The organism is Isoptericola sediminis (assembly GCF_013085345.1).
GTDB classification, from domain to species: Bacteria; Actinomycetota; Actinomycetes; order Actinomycetales; family Cellulomonadaceae; genus Isoptericola; species Isoptericola sediminis.
Map to the genome: position 1 here is coordinate 16801 of NZ_JABFAJ010000014.1, position 14073 is coordinate 30873.

Genomic DNA, 14073 nt, shown 5'->3' on the forward strand with positions numbered 1-14073 from the left:
ACGAGACGACGTGACCGGGCGGTCGGCGCTCAGCGCCGCTTGCCCCGCCCCTTGGACCCGCCGGCACGGCCGCGGCGGCCGCCCGGGGGCGCTCCACGGCGAGCGCCCGGCGCTCCCCCGCGCCCCCCGGGCTGCCCGGACTTCTTCGCGGCCCCGGCGGAGGCCTTCCTGCCGCTAGCGGCCTTCGTGGACGCTCGCGCGGACTCGCCCGCCCGGCCGCGGGAGCTGTTGGCGGTGCGGCCGCGCACGATGCCGACCATCTCCTCGACGAGCTCACCGGTCTCCTCGGACAGACCGTCCCGCAGCCAGACCAGGCCGACCGGTGCCTCGGGCCCCTCGTCGAGCACCCGGCGCACGACGTCCTTGCGCCGGTGCAGCCGCGCCAGGGACATGGGCACGACCACCACGCCGCTGCCGGTGGCGGCCCAGGCGATCGCCTCCGCCGTCGTGGCCGGGGCCGGCGTGACCAGGGTCCCGGTGCCGTCGTCGTACGGCTCCGGCGCCCGGCCGGGCCGGGGCTCGTCCCCGGTGAAGAGCACGTCGTCGGCCGGCACCCAGAGCACGTCCTCGGCGAGGTCCGCGGGCGTGACGTGCTCGGACTCCTCGGTGGCGGCCAGCAGGTGGTCCCGGGAGACCACCACCATCGGCACCTCGTCGTACAGCGCGATGGCGTGGAACTCGTCCTTGTCGACAGGCAGCCGGGCGATCGCGGCCTCCACCGTCCGTTCGCGCAGCGCCGTCGTGGCGTCGGCCGACTCCACCGCGACGAGGTCCAGCGGCACGCGCGGCAGACGCTGCTCCCACGTGCGGGCCCACTTGCCCGGGGTCGCACCCGGGACGAACCCCAGGCGGAACCGCGGGCCCGGGTCCACGCTGGGGTCGCCGTCGTCGGGCCGTTCGGGCCGGGTGTCCTCGCTCACGTGGCCAGGTTACGGTGCGGCGGCACGCGGCCCGCCCGACTACCCTGGGCGCATGGCCGGAACACCCTTCTCCCAGCAGGTCCTCAAGCCGACGAACGCCGCCAAGCGCCTCGGCGTCTACCTGCCCGCCACACCGGCGGAGTTCCAGGAGAAGGGCATCACCCGCGCCGAGCTGGAACAGCTCGAGCAGAACCCGCCGGAGTGGCTCGAGGAGCTGCGCCGCAACGGTCCGCACCCGCGCCCGGTCGTGGCCGGCCGCCTCGGCATCTCCATCGGCGGGCTGGCGCGTGGAGGCATCACCGAGCCGCTGACCACCGAGCAGATCGACGAGCTGCGCGAGGACCCGCCGGCGTGGCTGGTCCAGGAGCGCGAGACCGCCGCGAAGGTCCGCGCCGAGGAGGAGCGGGTCGCCGCGGAGCGCAAGCGCGAGTCCTGATCAGTCGCGGGAGGCGACCCGGTCGGTGTGCCCCAGCGCCATGTCCGGCGCGACGGCGTCCCGCACCGCCTTCTTCAGGGGCGGGATCTCCGGGAATCCGCCCTCGGCCTTGCGGTCCCACAGCAGCATCGGCTCCTCGCCCGGTGACCGGACCAGCTCCACGCGGAACACGCCGTCCGTGCCCGGCACCAGGGCCACCTCGCCGAGCCGGGTGCGGAACGTCTGGAGCAGCTCCTGGGCGACCCACGCCGCGCGCATCAACCACCGGCACTGCGTGCAGTAGGTGATGGTCACGCGGGCGTCCGACGACGTGGCTTCGGTCATGCGCCCAGACTACGGTCGGTGCCGTGACATCCCCCGCCGACCTGCCCCCGACCGTGACCGCCGTGCTCGACCGCCTCGTGCCCTGGCCCGACGACGGCACCCGCGCCGACGGCCCGGTCGCGGTGGACGCCACCGACCGGCTGCTGCTCGCCGAGGCCGCCGCGGCGATCACCGGCGCCGGGCCGGGCGACGTCGTCGTCGTGGGCGACCGGTTCGGCGCCCTGACCCTCGGCGCCCTGGCGCTCGGAGCCCCGGACGTGCGGGTCCACACCGACGCCCTCGACGCCGAGCAGGCCGTGCGGCACCACCTCCACCAGGAGAGCACCGAGGTCAGCGGCCGGGTGACGATCCACGACACCCTGGGACCCGAGCTCCTGGACGGCGCCCGGATCGTGCTGCTGCAGCTGCCGAAGGCCCTGGCCGAGCTCACCGAGACCGTCGAGGCCGTCGCCCGGTACGCCGCCGACGACGTCACGCTGCTGGCCGGCGGCCGCCTCAAGCACATGACGCGCGCGATGAACGACGTGCTCGGCGACCGGTTCACCGAGGTCCGCGCCACCCTGGCGCGCAGCAAGTCCCGCGCCCTGGTGGCGTCTCGCCCGCGCCCGGAGGCCCGGACGGCCGACCCGCTGTACCCGGTCCACGAGCACCTGACCGACCCCGAGCTGCTCGCGGCGGCGTCCCCGACCGACGGCGGCGCGGCCCCGGACCGGATCGAGGTCGTGGCGCACGGCGGCACCTTCGCGGGGGCCGCCCTCGACCACGGCAGCCGGTTCCTGCTCAGCACCGCCGGGTACTGGCCCGCCGCCGCGCGCGTGCACGACGCGGTCGACCTCGGGTGCGGCACCGGGCTGCTGTCGGTGGTGCTCGCCCACCGCTACCCGCAGGCGCGGGTCGTGGCGACCGACCGGTCGGCCGCCGCGGTGGCGTCGGCGCGCGAGACCCTGGCGGCCAACGGCGTGACGGGCGTGGTCACCCGGGACGACGCCGGGGCCACGCTCCCGGACGAGAGCGCCGACGTGGTGCTGCTCAACCCGCCCTTCCACGACCGTGCTGCGATGAGCACCGAGGCGGCGTACCGCATGTTCGCCACGGCGGGCCGGATCCTGCGTCCGGGCGGGGAGCTGTGGTGCGTGTACAACACGCGGCTGCGCTACCGCGGGTCGATCGGGCGCGCGGTCGGCCCCACGGACCACGTCGCCCAGGACCCGCGCTTCACGGTCACCCGCTCCCGCAAGCCCTGACCGGCGTCCTGGTCCGGTACGCCGGCAGACGCGCGGAGGGCCGCTCCGCAGGGTCGTCAGACGCGAAGTGCAGGGCGCCCAGCGCCCGTGAACGCGACCCTGCGGAGCGGCCCTCCGCGCGTCCGGGTCAGCTCACTTGACGTCGACGACGTCCACGACGAACACCAGGGTCGCGCCACCGGGGATGCCGGCCTGCGGCACGCCGCGCTGGCCGTAGCCGTGCTCGGACGGGATCGACAGCAGGACGCGGTCGCCGACGTTGCGGCCGACGAGGCCCTTGTCCCAGCCGCCGATGACGGCGCCGACGCCGATCGGGAAGTCGATGGTCTGCCCGCGGTCCCAGGAGTTGTCGAACATCTCCCCGCCCCAGGTCTGGCCGTAGTAGTTGACGACGATGGTGCGGCCGGCGTCGACGACGGGGCCGGAGCCCTCCTCGAGCACCTGGACCTGCAGGCCGGCGGGGGCGTCGCCCTCGGGGAAGGTGATCTGCGGCTTGTCGCCGAAGGAACCGGTGGCGGTGGGCAGCGTGGTCATGGTGGTACCTCACGGTCGGGTGCAGGGGAGCCGACGGCGGTGCGCCGGTCGGCGAGTCACGGTTCAGCCTACGACGGCCCGTCCAACGCCGCGGCCTTGGCCTCGAGCACTCCGCGTTCGCGCTCGTTGCCGCACAGCCGGGCGGCCAGCTCCAGCTCGGTCCGCGCCTCCACCCGCCGGCCGAGGCGCGTCAGCAGCTCGCCACGGACGCTGGGCAGCAGGTAGGTCCCGGTGAGCACCTCGCGGGCGGCGAGGTCGTCCACGATCTCCAGCGCGGCGGCCGGCCCGGACGCCATCGACACCGCCACGGCCCGGTTGAGCTCGACGACCGGCGACGGCGCGACCCGGCCCAGGGCCTCGTAGAGCACGACGATGCGGTCCCAGTCGGTGGCGTCGACGGACGGCGCCGTGTCGTGCTGCTCCGCGATCGCGGCCTGCAGACCGTAGGGACCCAGACCCCGCCCGGCTCCGGCCGCCCGGGCCAGCGCCGCCCGGCCGCGCCGGATCGCCCCGGCGTCCCAGCGACGACGGTCCTGGTCGGCCAGCAGCACCGGCTCCCCGCCCGGGCCGGTGCGGGCCGGGAACCGCGCCGCCGTCAGCTCGAGCAGGGCCAGCAGCCCGGACGCCTCGGGCTCGTCGGGCACCAGACGTTCCAGGACCCGGGCGAGCCGGATCGCCTCGCGGGCGAGGTCGGTGCGGATCCAGTCCTCCCCGGCCGACGCCGTGGAGCCCTCGGTGAAGATCAGGTACACCACGCTGAGCACGGAGCCCAGGCGCTCGGTGCGGTCCGCGGCGGGCGGCACCTCGAAGGGCACCCGGGCCGCCGCCAGCGTCTTCTTGGCCCGGGTGATGCGCGCCTGGACCGTCGCCCGTGGCAGCAGGAACGCCCGGGCGATCTCGTCGCTGGACAGGCCACCGACGACGCGCAGGGTCAGCGCCACGCGCGCCTCCGTGGACAGCACCGGGTGGCAGGCCGTGAAGATCAGCGCGAGCCGGTCGTCCTCGATCCGGTCCGGGTCCCACAGCAGGTCCGGCTCCTCGCCGCCCGACGGCGCGGCGACGAGCGGTGGTGAGCAGCCACGCCGTGGGGTCGCGGGGGCGGCCGTCGCGCGGCCAGGCGACCAGGGCCTCGGCGAGCGCCTCCTGGGCGACGTCCTCGGCGAGCGCGAAGTCACCCGTGTACCGGGCCAGGGCACCGACGATCCGTGGCGCGTCGATGCGCCAGGTCGCCTCGACGGCGCGCCGCGCGGTGTCGGGACCGCCGTCGGCCCCGACACCGCGGCGCGCGTCCGGAGGACCGTCGTCGGGCACCGGAGCACTGCCCTCGTCCCCGAGCGGACGGCTCACTTCGTCCCGAGCCGGCGACGCCACTCCTTCTCCTTCTGGATCCACTCGTTGTCGGCCGGGAAGTCCTCCTCGCCGGTCACCCGACGGATCTCGAGCTTCGTGCCCGGGCCGCTCAGCGGGGCCCGCTTGGCCCACTCGACCGCCTCGGCGACGTCCGCGACGTCGAGGATCCAGAAGCCGTTGAACAGCTCCTTGGTCTCCCCGTACGGGCCGTCGGTGACGACGGGGGTCTCGGTGGAGAAGTCGACGACGGCGCCCTCGGAGGCGTCGGAGAGTCCCTCGCCGGCGACGAGCACACCGGCGTCCATCATCGACTCGTTGTAGCGCCCCATGGCGGCGATGACCTCGGAGAAGTCCATCTCCTCGAAGTCCGCCCGACCTTCGTCGGTGCCGCGCATGATCAGCATGTACTTGGTCATGTCCCTCATCTCCTCCGATGTCCGGGCCTCTTGTCCGAGACCTTCTCACCCCCAGGTCGAACGGGACACCCCAGGATCGACACGGCACGGCAGATCGGCGACGATTCTTCCGATCGCGCCGCATCGACCCAGGTCACAGCCCTGGTTCCGCAGACTCCGGGCTCCGGGAGCCCGCCGGGAACGTCTTTCCGACACGTCACAACTGTGTGAATCTTCTCGCTCCAGCACAGGGGGAAGTGGCGCACCGCCCCCGGGGCGACGCACTCTGGGTCCATGACGCTCGATGCCCAGGCACCACCGCCGACAGACGGACGCAGCACGTTCCCCGCGATCGCGGAGTACGCGTTCCTGTCCGACTGCGAGACGAACGCCCTCGTGGCGCCGAGCGGAGCGGTCGAGTGGATGTGTGTTCCACGCCCCGACTCCCCCAGCGTCTTCACCTCCCTGCTCGACCGCGGGGCCGGCCACTTCCGGGTCGGGCCGCACGGGGTGCGCGTCCCCGTGGCGCGCCGCTACATCCCCGGCACCCTGATCCTCGAGACGACGTGGCAGACGAGCACCGGCTGGCTGGTCGTGCGCGACGCGATGGTCATGGGACCGTGGCACAACCTGCACGAGCGGTCGCAGACGCACCGGCGCACGCCGACCGACCACGATGCCGAGCACGTGCTGCTGCGCACCGTGAAGTGCGTCTCCGGCAAGGTCGACCTCGAGGTCGTGTGCTCGCCGATGTCCGACTACGCGCGCTACGAGCCGGACTGGGAGTACATCGACGAGGGCTACTCCTCCGTCACCGCCCGGACCGGCGACGCGAACCCGGACCTGCGCCTCAGCTCCAGCCTGCGGTTCGGGCTCGAGGGCCGTCGCGCCCAGGCACGCACCCGGATGGAGGAGGGCGACACCCACTTCGTCGCCCTGGCCTGGTCACCGCTGCCGGCGCCCACGTCGTTCGACGAGGCCGCCGAGAAGATGTGGCGGACCGAGCAGTTCTGGCGCGACTGGATCACCCAGGGCTTCTTCCCCGACCACCCCTGGCGCATCTACCTGCAGCGCTCGGCACTCACTCTCAAGGGCCTGACCTACGCCCCCTCGGGCGCGCTGCTGGCCGCCGCGACGACGTCGCTGCCGGAGACCCCCGGCGGCGAGCGCAACTGGGACTACCGGTACGCCTGGATCCGCGACTCGACGTTCGCCCTGTGGGGCCTGTACACGCTCGGGCTCGACCGGGAGGCGAACGACTTCTTCGCCTTCATCCAGGACGCCTGCCAGGACAACAAGCAGCTCCAGATCATGTACGGCGTCGACGGCGAGGAGGAGCTCAAGGAGACCGAGCTCACCCACCTGACGGGGTACGAGGGGGCGCAACCCGTCCGGGTGGGCAACGCCGCGTACGACCAGAGCCAGCACGACGTCTGGGGCGCCGTGCTGGACTCGGTCTACCTGCACACCCGCAACCGGGAGCAGCTGCCGGAGGCGTTGTGGCCGGTGCTCAAGCGGCAGGTCGAGGAGGCCGCCAAGCACTGGCACCTGCCCGACCGAGGGATCTGGGAGGTGCGCGGCCAGCCGCAGCACTTCACGTCCTCCAAGCTCATGTGCTGGGTGGCGCTCGACCGCGGTGCGCGCCTGGCCCGGCTGTACGACGAGCCGGACTTCGCCGAGCAGTGGCAGAAGCTGGCCGACGAGATCCACGCCGACATCTGCTCCAAGGGGGTGGACGAGCGCGGCGTGTTCACCCAGCGCTACGGCGACGACTCGCTGGACGCCTCGCTGCTGCTGGTGCCGCTGCTGCGCTTCCTGCCGCCGGACGACGAGCGCGTCCGCGCCACCGTGCGAGCGATCGCCGAGGAGCTCACCGAGGACGGGCTGGTCCTGCGCTACCGCACCGACGACACGGACGACGGCATGGACGGCGAGGAGGGCACCTTCACGATCTGCTCGTTCTGGCTGGTCTCGGCGCTGTGCGAGATCGGCGAGATCGACGAGGCCCGCACGCTGTGCGAACGGCTGCTGTCCTTCGGATCGTCGCTGAACCTGTACGCGGAGGAGCTCGACCCGCGCACGGGACGGCACCTGGGCAACTTCCCGCAGGCGTTCACGCACCTGGCCCTGATCAACGCCGTCATGCACGTGATCCGCGCGGAGGACGACCCGGGCGACCACCGGGCGTTCCGCACCCCCAGCCGCGCCTGACGCGAACCAGCACCGGCCTGCGCGGGTCAGACCGACCTCACGCGAGTCAGGACGATCTCCCGCGGGTCAGGACGATCTCCCGCGGGTCAGGGCGGTCTGCGGCGAGTCAGGACGATCTCCCGCGGGTCAGGGCGGTCTGCGGCGAGTCAACCCGCCGAGCGACGGGTTCGCGCCCGGACCCGCGTCCTGACTCGGCCCGATCCGTACTGACCCGGCCCGATCCGTACTGACCCGGCCCGATCCGTTCTGACCCGGCCCGATCCGTACTGACTCGTGGAGGTGGGACGACGACGGCCGGGCACCCTGTGCAGGGTGCCCGGCCGTCGGACGTCCAGCGCGTCGGCGCGGGCCGACGCGCGTTGGTCAGTCGCCGCTGTTGAAGATCGCCAGCAGGCGCAGCAGCTCGAGGTACAGCCAGACGAGCGTGACGATGAGGCCGAAGGCCGCCGACCAGGCGAACTTCGCCGGGACGCCCTGCTCGACACCGCGCTTGATGAAGTCGAAGTCCATGATCAGCGACATCGAGGCCAGGACCACGGCGATGATGCCGACGACGATGCCCATCGTGCCGCCGCGCATGCCCCAGCCCTCGAGGACGCCGGTCCAGACCAGGACCACGTTGACCAGGGAGAACACGAGGTAGCCCACCATGCCGATGAGCAGGAACCGCGTGAACTTCGGGGTGACGCGCACCTTGCCCGAGCTGTACAGGAACAGCGCCACGGCGAACACCGACAGCGTCGCGAGGACCGCCTGGAGGACCACGCCGTCCTGCCACGACTCGTAGAACTTCGAGATCCCGCCCAGGAACACACCCTGCGCGGCGGCGTACAGCGTGATGAGCACGGGGCTCGGGTTCTTCTTGAAGGCGTTGACCAGGCCGAGCACGAGACCGACGATCATGCCGCCGATCCACAGTCCGGGCGCGATCGACCAGGTCGCCGCCGCCACGACGACCAGCAGCGCGAGCAGCCCGCCGGTCTTCATGATGACGTCGGTGTAGGTCAGGCGCTGGGTGTCCACGGGGGTCGCGGACGGCGCCTCGTACATGTTCTGCAGGGACGCGGCGTCGGCGGCCTGGGCGCCGTAGGCGCCGTACTGCGCCGGGCGTGCGGCCGTGGCGGCTCCGCCACGCCCGGTGCGGCGCGGCTCGCCGAAGACGTCGCTGTTCGAGAAGACGGGGTTGCTCATGAACTCCTCCTGGTCGCGGCTGCCGGATGCGCACGACGGGTTGTCGCGCGCAGTGCCGGGTCGCTGGCCGTGACACTCATCCTAGGCAACGCGCGGACCCTGTCACACGTTCCCGCCCTCGGCGGCGTCCCGGCGCTAGGCTCGGGACCAGCGGCGTGCAGCGTCCGACGAAGGAGTGGCGCCCATGATCGAGGCACGAGGCCTCTCGAAGCGGTACGGCGACAAGCTCGCCGTCGACGACGTCTCCTTCACCGTGCGCCCCGGCGTCGTCACCGGGTTCCTCGGCCCGAACGGTGCCGGCAAGTCGACGACGATGCGGCTGGTCATGGGCCTGGACCGACCGACCGCGGGCACGGTGACCGTCAACGGACGCCCCTACGCCGACCACGCACGCCCCCTGGCGGAGGTCGGCGCCCTGCTGGAGGCCAAGGCGGTGCACCCGGGACGCACCGCGCGCCGGCACCTGCAGGCGCTGGCCGCGACGCACGCCATCCCGGACTCCCGCGTCGACGAGGTGATCGACCTCACCGGCCTGACGGACGTCGCGCGCAAGCGGGTCGGCGGGTTCTCGCTCGGGATGGGGCAGCGGCTCGGCATCGCGGCGGCGCTGCTCGGCGACCCGCGCACGCTCATCCTCGACGAGCCCGTCAACGGGCTGGACCCGGAGGGCGTGCTGTGGGTGCGCCACCTCGCGCGCCGGCTCGCCGCGGAGGGACGCACGGTCTTCCTGTCCAGCCACCTGATGAGCGAGGTCGCCCAGACGGCCGACCACGTCCTGGTCATCGGACGGGGCCGGATCCTCGCCGACACGTCCGTCGCCGAGCTGCTGGACGACGCCGCCCGTCGCCGCGTCCGGGTCCGCACCCCGCAGCCCACGGCCCTGGCGGAGGCGCTGCGCCGGGCGGGCGCCCAGGTCACGGCGTCCGAGGACGGCGGACTGGACGTCGCCGGGACGGAGGCCGCGCGCATCGGCGAGCTCGCCGCCGCCGAAGGATTCGTGCTGCACGAGCTGACGCCGGTCTCGTCCACGCTCGAGGACGCCTACCTGTCGCTGACCTCGGACGCCGTCGAGTACCACGCCGAGGAGGTCTCCTGATGACCGCGACCGCCGCCTCCCCCGCCGCACCGACCTCGCAGGTGCCCGTGCGGCCCGTCTCGTTCGTCGGTGCGCTGCGCGCGGAATGGATCAAGTTCAGGTCGCTGCGCTCGACGGTCTGGACGGTGCTCATCACGGCCCTGCTCATGGTGGGGTTCGCCCTGATGATGGCGTCCCTGCTGAACACCGCCTCGACCGAACCCGAGATGCAGGAGGGCATGTCCTCCGACCCGGGGCTGCAGGCCCTGGGCCTGACGGGGACGACGGCGGTCACGCTCGGCTACTCGTTCGCCCAGCTCGCCGTGGCGGTGCTGGCCGCGCTGACCGTCACGAACGAGTACTCGACCGGGATGATCCGCGCGACGTTCTCCGCCGTGCCGCACCGGTTGCCCGCGCTGTGGGCCAAGCTGGTGGTGGTCGTGGTGGCGACCGTCGTCGTGATCTCGCTCGCCCTGGGCGTGGCCGTGCTGGTCACGATGCCGATCCTGGACTCCGCGGGGCTGCCGGTCGACCTGTCCGATGCGGACCAGGTCCGTGCGCTGGTGGGCTGCGTCCTCTACCTCGCCACGGTGGCGGCGTTCTCCCTGGCCGTCGGCGCGCTGCTGCGGCACACGGCCGGGGCGATCTTCACTCTCGTGGCGCTGTTCTTCGTGCTGCCGATCATCTTCCAGATCGTGGTCTCGGCGTCGGACGCGGTCTGGGCCGAATGGGTCAACAAGCTGCTGCCCTCGGTCGCCGGGGAGCGGATCATCTCGACCGGTGTCACCCCGCCCACGCTGCTGGAGCCGTGGGTCGGGTACGGCGTCCTGGCGGGGTACACGGTCGCGCTGCTGGTCGCGGCAGGCGTCGCGTGGCGGCGCCGCGATGCCTGACCGGGGAACCCCCGGCCGGCGTCGCGGCCACCACCCGGCTCAGCCGGCCGCCCCCGCGGCGGTCGTCTCGCGGTCCGTGGGCTCGACGACCGGGCGCTCCTTCTTCTCGGCCCGCCGACGCCGGCGGACGGCTCGGCGCTCCGTGCGGCTCTCGACCAGGGTGTAGAGCACCGGGACGATGAGCAGCGTCAGCAGCGTCGAGGAGATCAGGCCGCCGATCACGACCAGGGCCAGCGGCTGGGAGATGAACGCGCCACCACCGGTCAACCCGAACGCCATGGGGGTCAGCGCGAAGATCGTCGCCAGCGCCGTCATGACGATCGGCCGCAGTCGCTTGCGGGCGCCCTCGCGCACCGCGTCCTCCAGGGTGCGGCCGCGTCGGCGGTACTGGTTGATGAGGTCGATGAGCACGATGGCGTTGGACACCACGATGCCGACCAGCATCAGCACGCCGATGAGCGCCGCGACCCCGAGCGGGGTGTCGGTGACCAGCAGCGCGACCAGCGCACCGGTGGCGGACAGCGGCACCGAGACCAGCAGGATGAGCGGCTGGATCAGCGACTTGAAGGTCGCGACCATGATCACGTAGACCAGCGCGATCGCCGCCAGCAGGGCCAGGCCGAGGTCGGCGAACGCCTCCTCCTGGTCCGCGGTCACACCCCCGACCTCGACGGTCGCCCCGGCCGGCAGGTCGAGGCCCTCGATGGCGGCGGACACCTCGGCGCTCAAGGTGCCGAGGTCCTGGGCGCCCGGGGTCACGGAGACCGTGGCGGACCGCTGCCCGTCGGCGCGGCTGATCGAGGCCGGCGTCTCCACCTCCTCCACGACGGCCACGTCGTTCAGGCGCACCGTCCCGGAGGCGGTCGGGATCTTGATCCTCTCGATCTTCCCGACCGTCTCGGGCGCCTCACCGGTCACGACCAGGGTCTCCAGGGGCCCGTCGCCCAGGTCGACCTCGCCCACGGTCTGCTCCGGGGTCATCTCGCCGGAGACGACGGCGGCGACCTGCGTCTCGCTGAGCCCGGCCTCGGCCGCGGCCTCCCGGTCGACGTCCACCTGGAGGACCGTCTGGGCCGTCGCGAGGTTGTTGGTCACCTCGGCGACGCCGTCGAGGTCGGCGACGGCGTCCTGCACCGTCCGGGACGCCGTCCCGAGGTCGTCGAGGTCCGTCGCCCGGACGACCAGGTCGATCGTGTCGGCTCCCCCGAACCCGGAGTCCCCGGTGGAGACGCTGATCTCCGTCGTGGGGCCGTCGTCGGCGAGACCCTCGACCGCGGTGCGGACCTCGTCCTGCACGGCGACGCCGTCGGCGTCCTCGTCGAGCGTCACGGAGAAGCTCGCGCTGGGCGCGGCACCCCCGCCGAAGAACGCCGCCTCGGGCGAGTCGCCGGCCCCGACGGAGGTCTGCACCGTCTCGACGCCGTCGACGGCGGCGATCGCCTGCTCCATCTCGCGGGCCGCGTCGTCCTGCGCCGCGAGCGAGGCGGTGTTCTCGAACGTCTGGGTCACCGCGAGCGTGTCCTGACCGGAGTCGCCGATGAAGTTCGTCTCCAGGCGGGGCACCAGGGCGAGCGTCCCGCCGAGGATGCCGACGGCCAGCAGCAGCGAGATCCACGGGTGGCGCAGCGAGGCGGCCAGGCTGGGCACGTACGCCCGCTGCCAGAGGCCCCGGCGCTCCTTGGCCTCGGCCGCCTCGCGGATCGCCCGGCCGCCGTCGGTGGCCTCCTCGGAACCCTTCGGGGCCTTGACGAACCAGTACGCCAGGACCGGCACGATCGTCAGGGCCACGAGCAGCGAGGCGAGCATCGCGATGGCCACGGTGAACGCGAACGGGCGGAACAGCTCCCCGGTCATGCCGGAGACGAGGCCGAGCGGCAGGAAGACGGCGACGGTGCAGATGGTCGAGGCCGCGATGGCGCCGGCGACCTCACCGGTCGCGGTGAGGATGGCGCTCTTCTTGTCCTCGCCGTACGACAGGTGTCGCTTGATGTTCTCGATGACCACGATCGCGTCGTCGACCACGCGGCCGATGGAGATCGTCAGGGCGGCCAGCGTGAGGATGTTGAGGGTGTAGCCGGTGACGTCCATGACGAGGAACGCCGTGGCCAGCGAGAGCGGGATGGACACGGCAGAGACGAGCGTGGCGCGCATCGACAGCAGGAAGACGAGGATGACCAGCACGGCGAAGACGAGACCGAGCCCACCCTCGGTCGCGAGCCCCTCGATGGACTCCTCGATGAAGGGCGCCTGGTCGAAGACGACGGCGGTGGTGATGCCGGCCTCCTCGAGCTCGGCGGCGTTGGCGTCGATGGCCTCCTGCACGGCGTGCGAGACGTCGACGGTGTTGCCCTGCGGCGTCTTGATGATGGCGATGCCCAGCGAGGGCTCGCCGTCGAGGCGCGAGAAGGAGGTCTGCTCGGACGGGGCGACGGAGATGTCGGCGACGTCACCGAGCAGGACCGGCTCCGGTGGGGCCGGAGGCGCGTTGGCGTCGGGCAGGCCCTCGGGCTCCGTGCCGGCGCTGCCGTCGGCCGGGGCTGTGGCGGCGCCGTCGATCCCGGACGGCGGCACCGCGCCCTCGGCACCCGGCGCGACGGCCGCGGGACCGTCCGTCGCTCCGTCGGCCGACGCGGCGGACACCGTCGGCACGAGGGGGATCTCCCGCAGCTCCTCGAGGCTGCCGAGGCGGGTGCCGGCCTGGAGGGAGTAGGTGTCGCCCTCCTCGGTGACCGTCCCGGCCGGGACGACGGTGCCGTAGTCGGTGAGCACCCGGGTGACCTGCGCGACGTCGAGTCCCTCGTCGGCGAGGTCGCCGGGGTCGACGTCGATGAGGATCTGGTCGTCGACCGCGCCGCTGACCGTCACGGAGCGGACGTCCTCGATGTCCTCCAGGTCCGGCACCAGCACGGCGTCGATCTGGTCGGCCAGCTCGGCGAGGTCGTCGCCCGCACCGGCCGCGGCGAGCTGGATGACGGGCAGGTCGTCGAGGGACCCGGTGATGACCTGGGGCTCGACGTCCTCCGGCAGGGCGGACTGGATCTGCGTCATGGCGGTGGTCAGCCGCTGCGTGGCGGCGTCCATGTCGGTGCCGTAGGCGAACTCGACGGTCGTGGTCGAGGTTCCCGTCGAGGCGGTCGAGCTGATGGACTCGATGCCGTCGACGGACTGGACCCCCGCCTCGATCTGCTCGGTGACGTTCTCCTCGACGACCTGCGGCGAGGCGCCGGGGTACGTCGCCAGGACCACGCCGGCGGGGAACTGGAGGGAGGGGATGAGCTCCTGCTTCAGCGAGGTCAGGCTCAGGGTGCCGAAGACGAAGATCGCGACGGTCACCAGGGCGACCACGGCGCGGTTCGCCAGGGACAGGCGGGCAAGGCGGAACACACTCACTCCAGGGCGTGGACGATCAGCGACGGTCGTACGGGAGCACAACGGATCCTCAGCATACGAAGTTCCCGGGGGTGGTCCACCGCACCGTGGCGCACGTCACGCCGACGGCC

At 72.9% G+C, this 14073-nt stretch carries 11 protein-coding genes and 1 pseudogene; 5 read left to right on the top strand and 7 right to left on the bottom strand.

Translation table 11 applies throughout. From position 1 onward, the window contains the following. Positions 1-29 precede the first annotated feature (29 nt). Positions 30-920, bottom strand: coding sequence for a LysR substrate-binding domain-containing protein (locus HLI28_RS07910; RefSeq protein WP_343035723.1), 891 nt, complete (start codon positions 918-920; stop codon positions 30-32). Between the two features lie 52 nt (positions 921-972). On the opposite strand from HLI28_RS07910, the gene HLI28_RS07915 reads away from it, so the two are divergent. After that, positions 973-1356, top strand: a complete 384-nt coding sequence (locus tag HLI28_RS07915; protein ID WP_171246976.1) for a DUF5997 family protein — start codon at positions 973-975, stop codon at positions 1354-1356. Here HLI28_RS07915 and HLI28_RS07920 read toward each other — a convergent pair whose 3' ends face one another. Further along, the gene (locus HLI28_RS07920; RefSeq protein ID WP_171246977.1) at positions 1357-1680 is read right to left on the bottom strand and encodes an Rdx family protein; all 324 of its coding nucleotides are present in this window, start codon (positions 1678-1680) and stop codon (positions 1357-1359) included. Between the two features lie 23 nt (positions 1681-1703). Here HLI28_RS07920 and HLI28_RS07925 point away from each other — a divergent pair, with 23 nt between their 5' ends. Continuing rightward, positions 1704-2924: a methyltransferase gene (locus tag HLI28_RS07925; RefSeq protein WP_343035724.1), complete on the top strand. Its 1221-nt coding sequence runs from the start codon at positions 1704-1706 to the stop codon at positions 2922-2924. A gap of 132 nt (positions 2925-3056) precedes the next feature. Here the strand turns inward: HLI28_RS07925 and HLI28_RS07930 are convergent, their stop codons facing one another. The 3 genes and pseudogenes from HLI28_RS07930 to HLI28_RS07940 all read right to left on the bottom strand — a co-directional run bounded on the left by HLI28_RS07930 (position 3057) and on the right by HLI28_RS07940 (position 5224). Next, positions 3057-3458 (bottom strand): FKBP-type peptidyl-prolyl cis-trans isomerase, encoded by a 402-nt coding sequence (locus HLI28_RS07930; RefSeq protein ID WP_171246978.1) that lies wholly within the window; start codon positions 3456-3458, stop codon positions 3057-3059. Between the two features lie 68 nt (positions 3459-3526). Further along, positions 3527-4676: pseudogene (locus tag HLI28_RS07935) on the bottom strand (RNA polymerase sigma factor). A gap of 125 nt (positions 4677-4801) precedes the next feature. Further along, positions 4802-5224, bottom strand: a complete 423-nt coding sequence (locus HLI28_RS07940; protein WP_216077509.1) for a YciI family protein — start codon at positions 5222-5224, stop codon at positions 4802-4804. A gap of 273 nt (positions 5225-5497) precedes the next feature. On the opposite strand from HLI28_RS07940, the gene HLI28_RS07945 reads away from it, so the two are divergent. Beyond that, positions 5498-7414 carry a glycoside hydrolase family 15 protein gene (locus HLI28_RS07945; protein WP_171246979.1) on the top strand — a complete coding sequence of 639 codons (1917 nt, stop codon included), beginning with the start codon at positions 5498-5500 and terminating at the stop codon, positions 7412-7414. Positions 7415-7777: 363 nt separating this feature from the next. Here the strand turns inward: HLI28_RS07945 and HLI28_RS07950 are convergent, their stop codons facing one another. Next, positions 7778-8605: a Bax inhibitor-1/YccA family protein gene (locus HLI28_RS07950; protein ID WP_171246980.1), complete on the bottom strand. Its 828-nt coding sequence runs from the start codon at positions 8603-8605 to the stop codon at positions 7778-7780. Positions 8606-8789: 184 nt separating this feature from the next. Between HLI28_RS07950 and HLI28_RS07955 the strand changes: the two genes are divergently transcribed. Beyond that, on the top strand, positions 8790-9701 hold the full coding sequence (locus HLI28_RS07955) for an ABC transporter ATP-binding protein (protein ID WP_171246981.1): 912 nt from the start codon (positions 8790-8792) through the stop codon (positions 9699-9701). Next, positions 9701-10573: an ABC transporter permease subunit gene (locus HLI28_RS07960; RefSeq protein ID WP_171246982.1), complete on the top strand. Its 873-nt coding sequence runs from the start codon at positions 9701-9703 to the stop codon at positions 10571-10573. Before HLI28_RS07955 ends, HLI28_RS07960 begins: the two co-directional genes overlap by 1 nt. A gap of 39 nt (positions 10574-10612) precedes the next feature. On the opposite strand, the gene HLI28_RS07965 is transcribed toward HLI28_RS07960, so the two are convergent. Next, positions 10613-13957: an efflux RND transporter permease subunit gene (locus tag HLI28_RS07965; protein ID WP_171246983.1), complete on the bottom strand. Its 3345-nt coding sequence runs from the start codon at positions 13955-13957 to the stop codon at positions 10613-10615. Positions 13958-14073: the final 116 nt, after the last annotated feature.

Bases quoted from the DNA above. Each gene is read 5' to 3' on its own strand.
- HLI28_RS07915 (WP_171246976.1), top strand. From the start codon at position 973: ATGGCCGGAACACCCTTCTCCCAGCAGGTCCTCAAGCCGACGAACGCC.
- HLI28_RS07920 (WP_171246977.1), bottom strand. From the start codon at position 1,680: ATGACCGAAGCCACGTCGTCGGACGCCCGCGTGACCATCACCTACTGC.
- HLI28_RS07930 (WP_171246978.1), bottom strand. From the start codon at position 3,458: ATGACCACGCTGCCCACCGCCACCGGTTCCTTCGGCGACAAGCCGCAG.
- HLI28_RS07940 (WP_216077509.1), bottom strand. From the start codon at position 5,224: ATGACCAAGTACATGCTGATCATGCGCGGCACCGACGAAGGTCGGGCG.
- HLI28_RS07945 (WP_171246979.1), top strand. From the start codon at position 5,498: ATGACGCTCGATGCCCAGGCACCACCGCCGACAGACGGACGCAGCACG.
- HLI28_RS07950 (WP_171246980.1), bottom strand. From the start codon at position 8,605: ATGAGCAACCCCGTCTTCTCGAACAGCGACGTCTTCGGCGAGCCGCGC.
- HLI28_RS07955 (WP_171246981.1), top strand. From the start codon at position 8,790: ATGATCGAGGCACGAGGCCTCTCGAAGCGGTACGGCGACAAGCTCGCC.
- HLI28_RS07960 (WP_171246982.1), top strand. From the start codon at position 9,701: ATGACCGCGACCGCCGCCTCCCCCGCCGCACCGACCTCGCAGGTGCCC.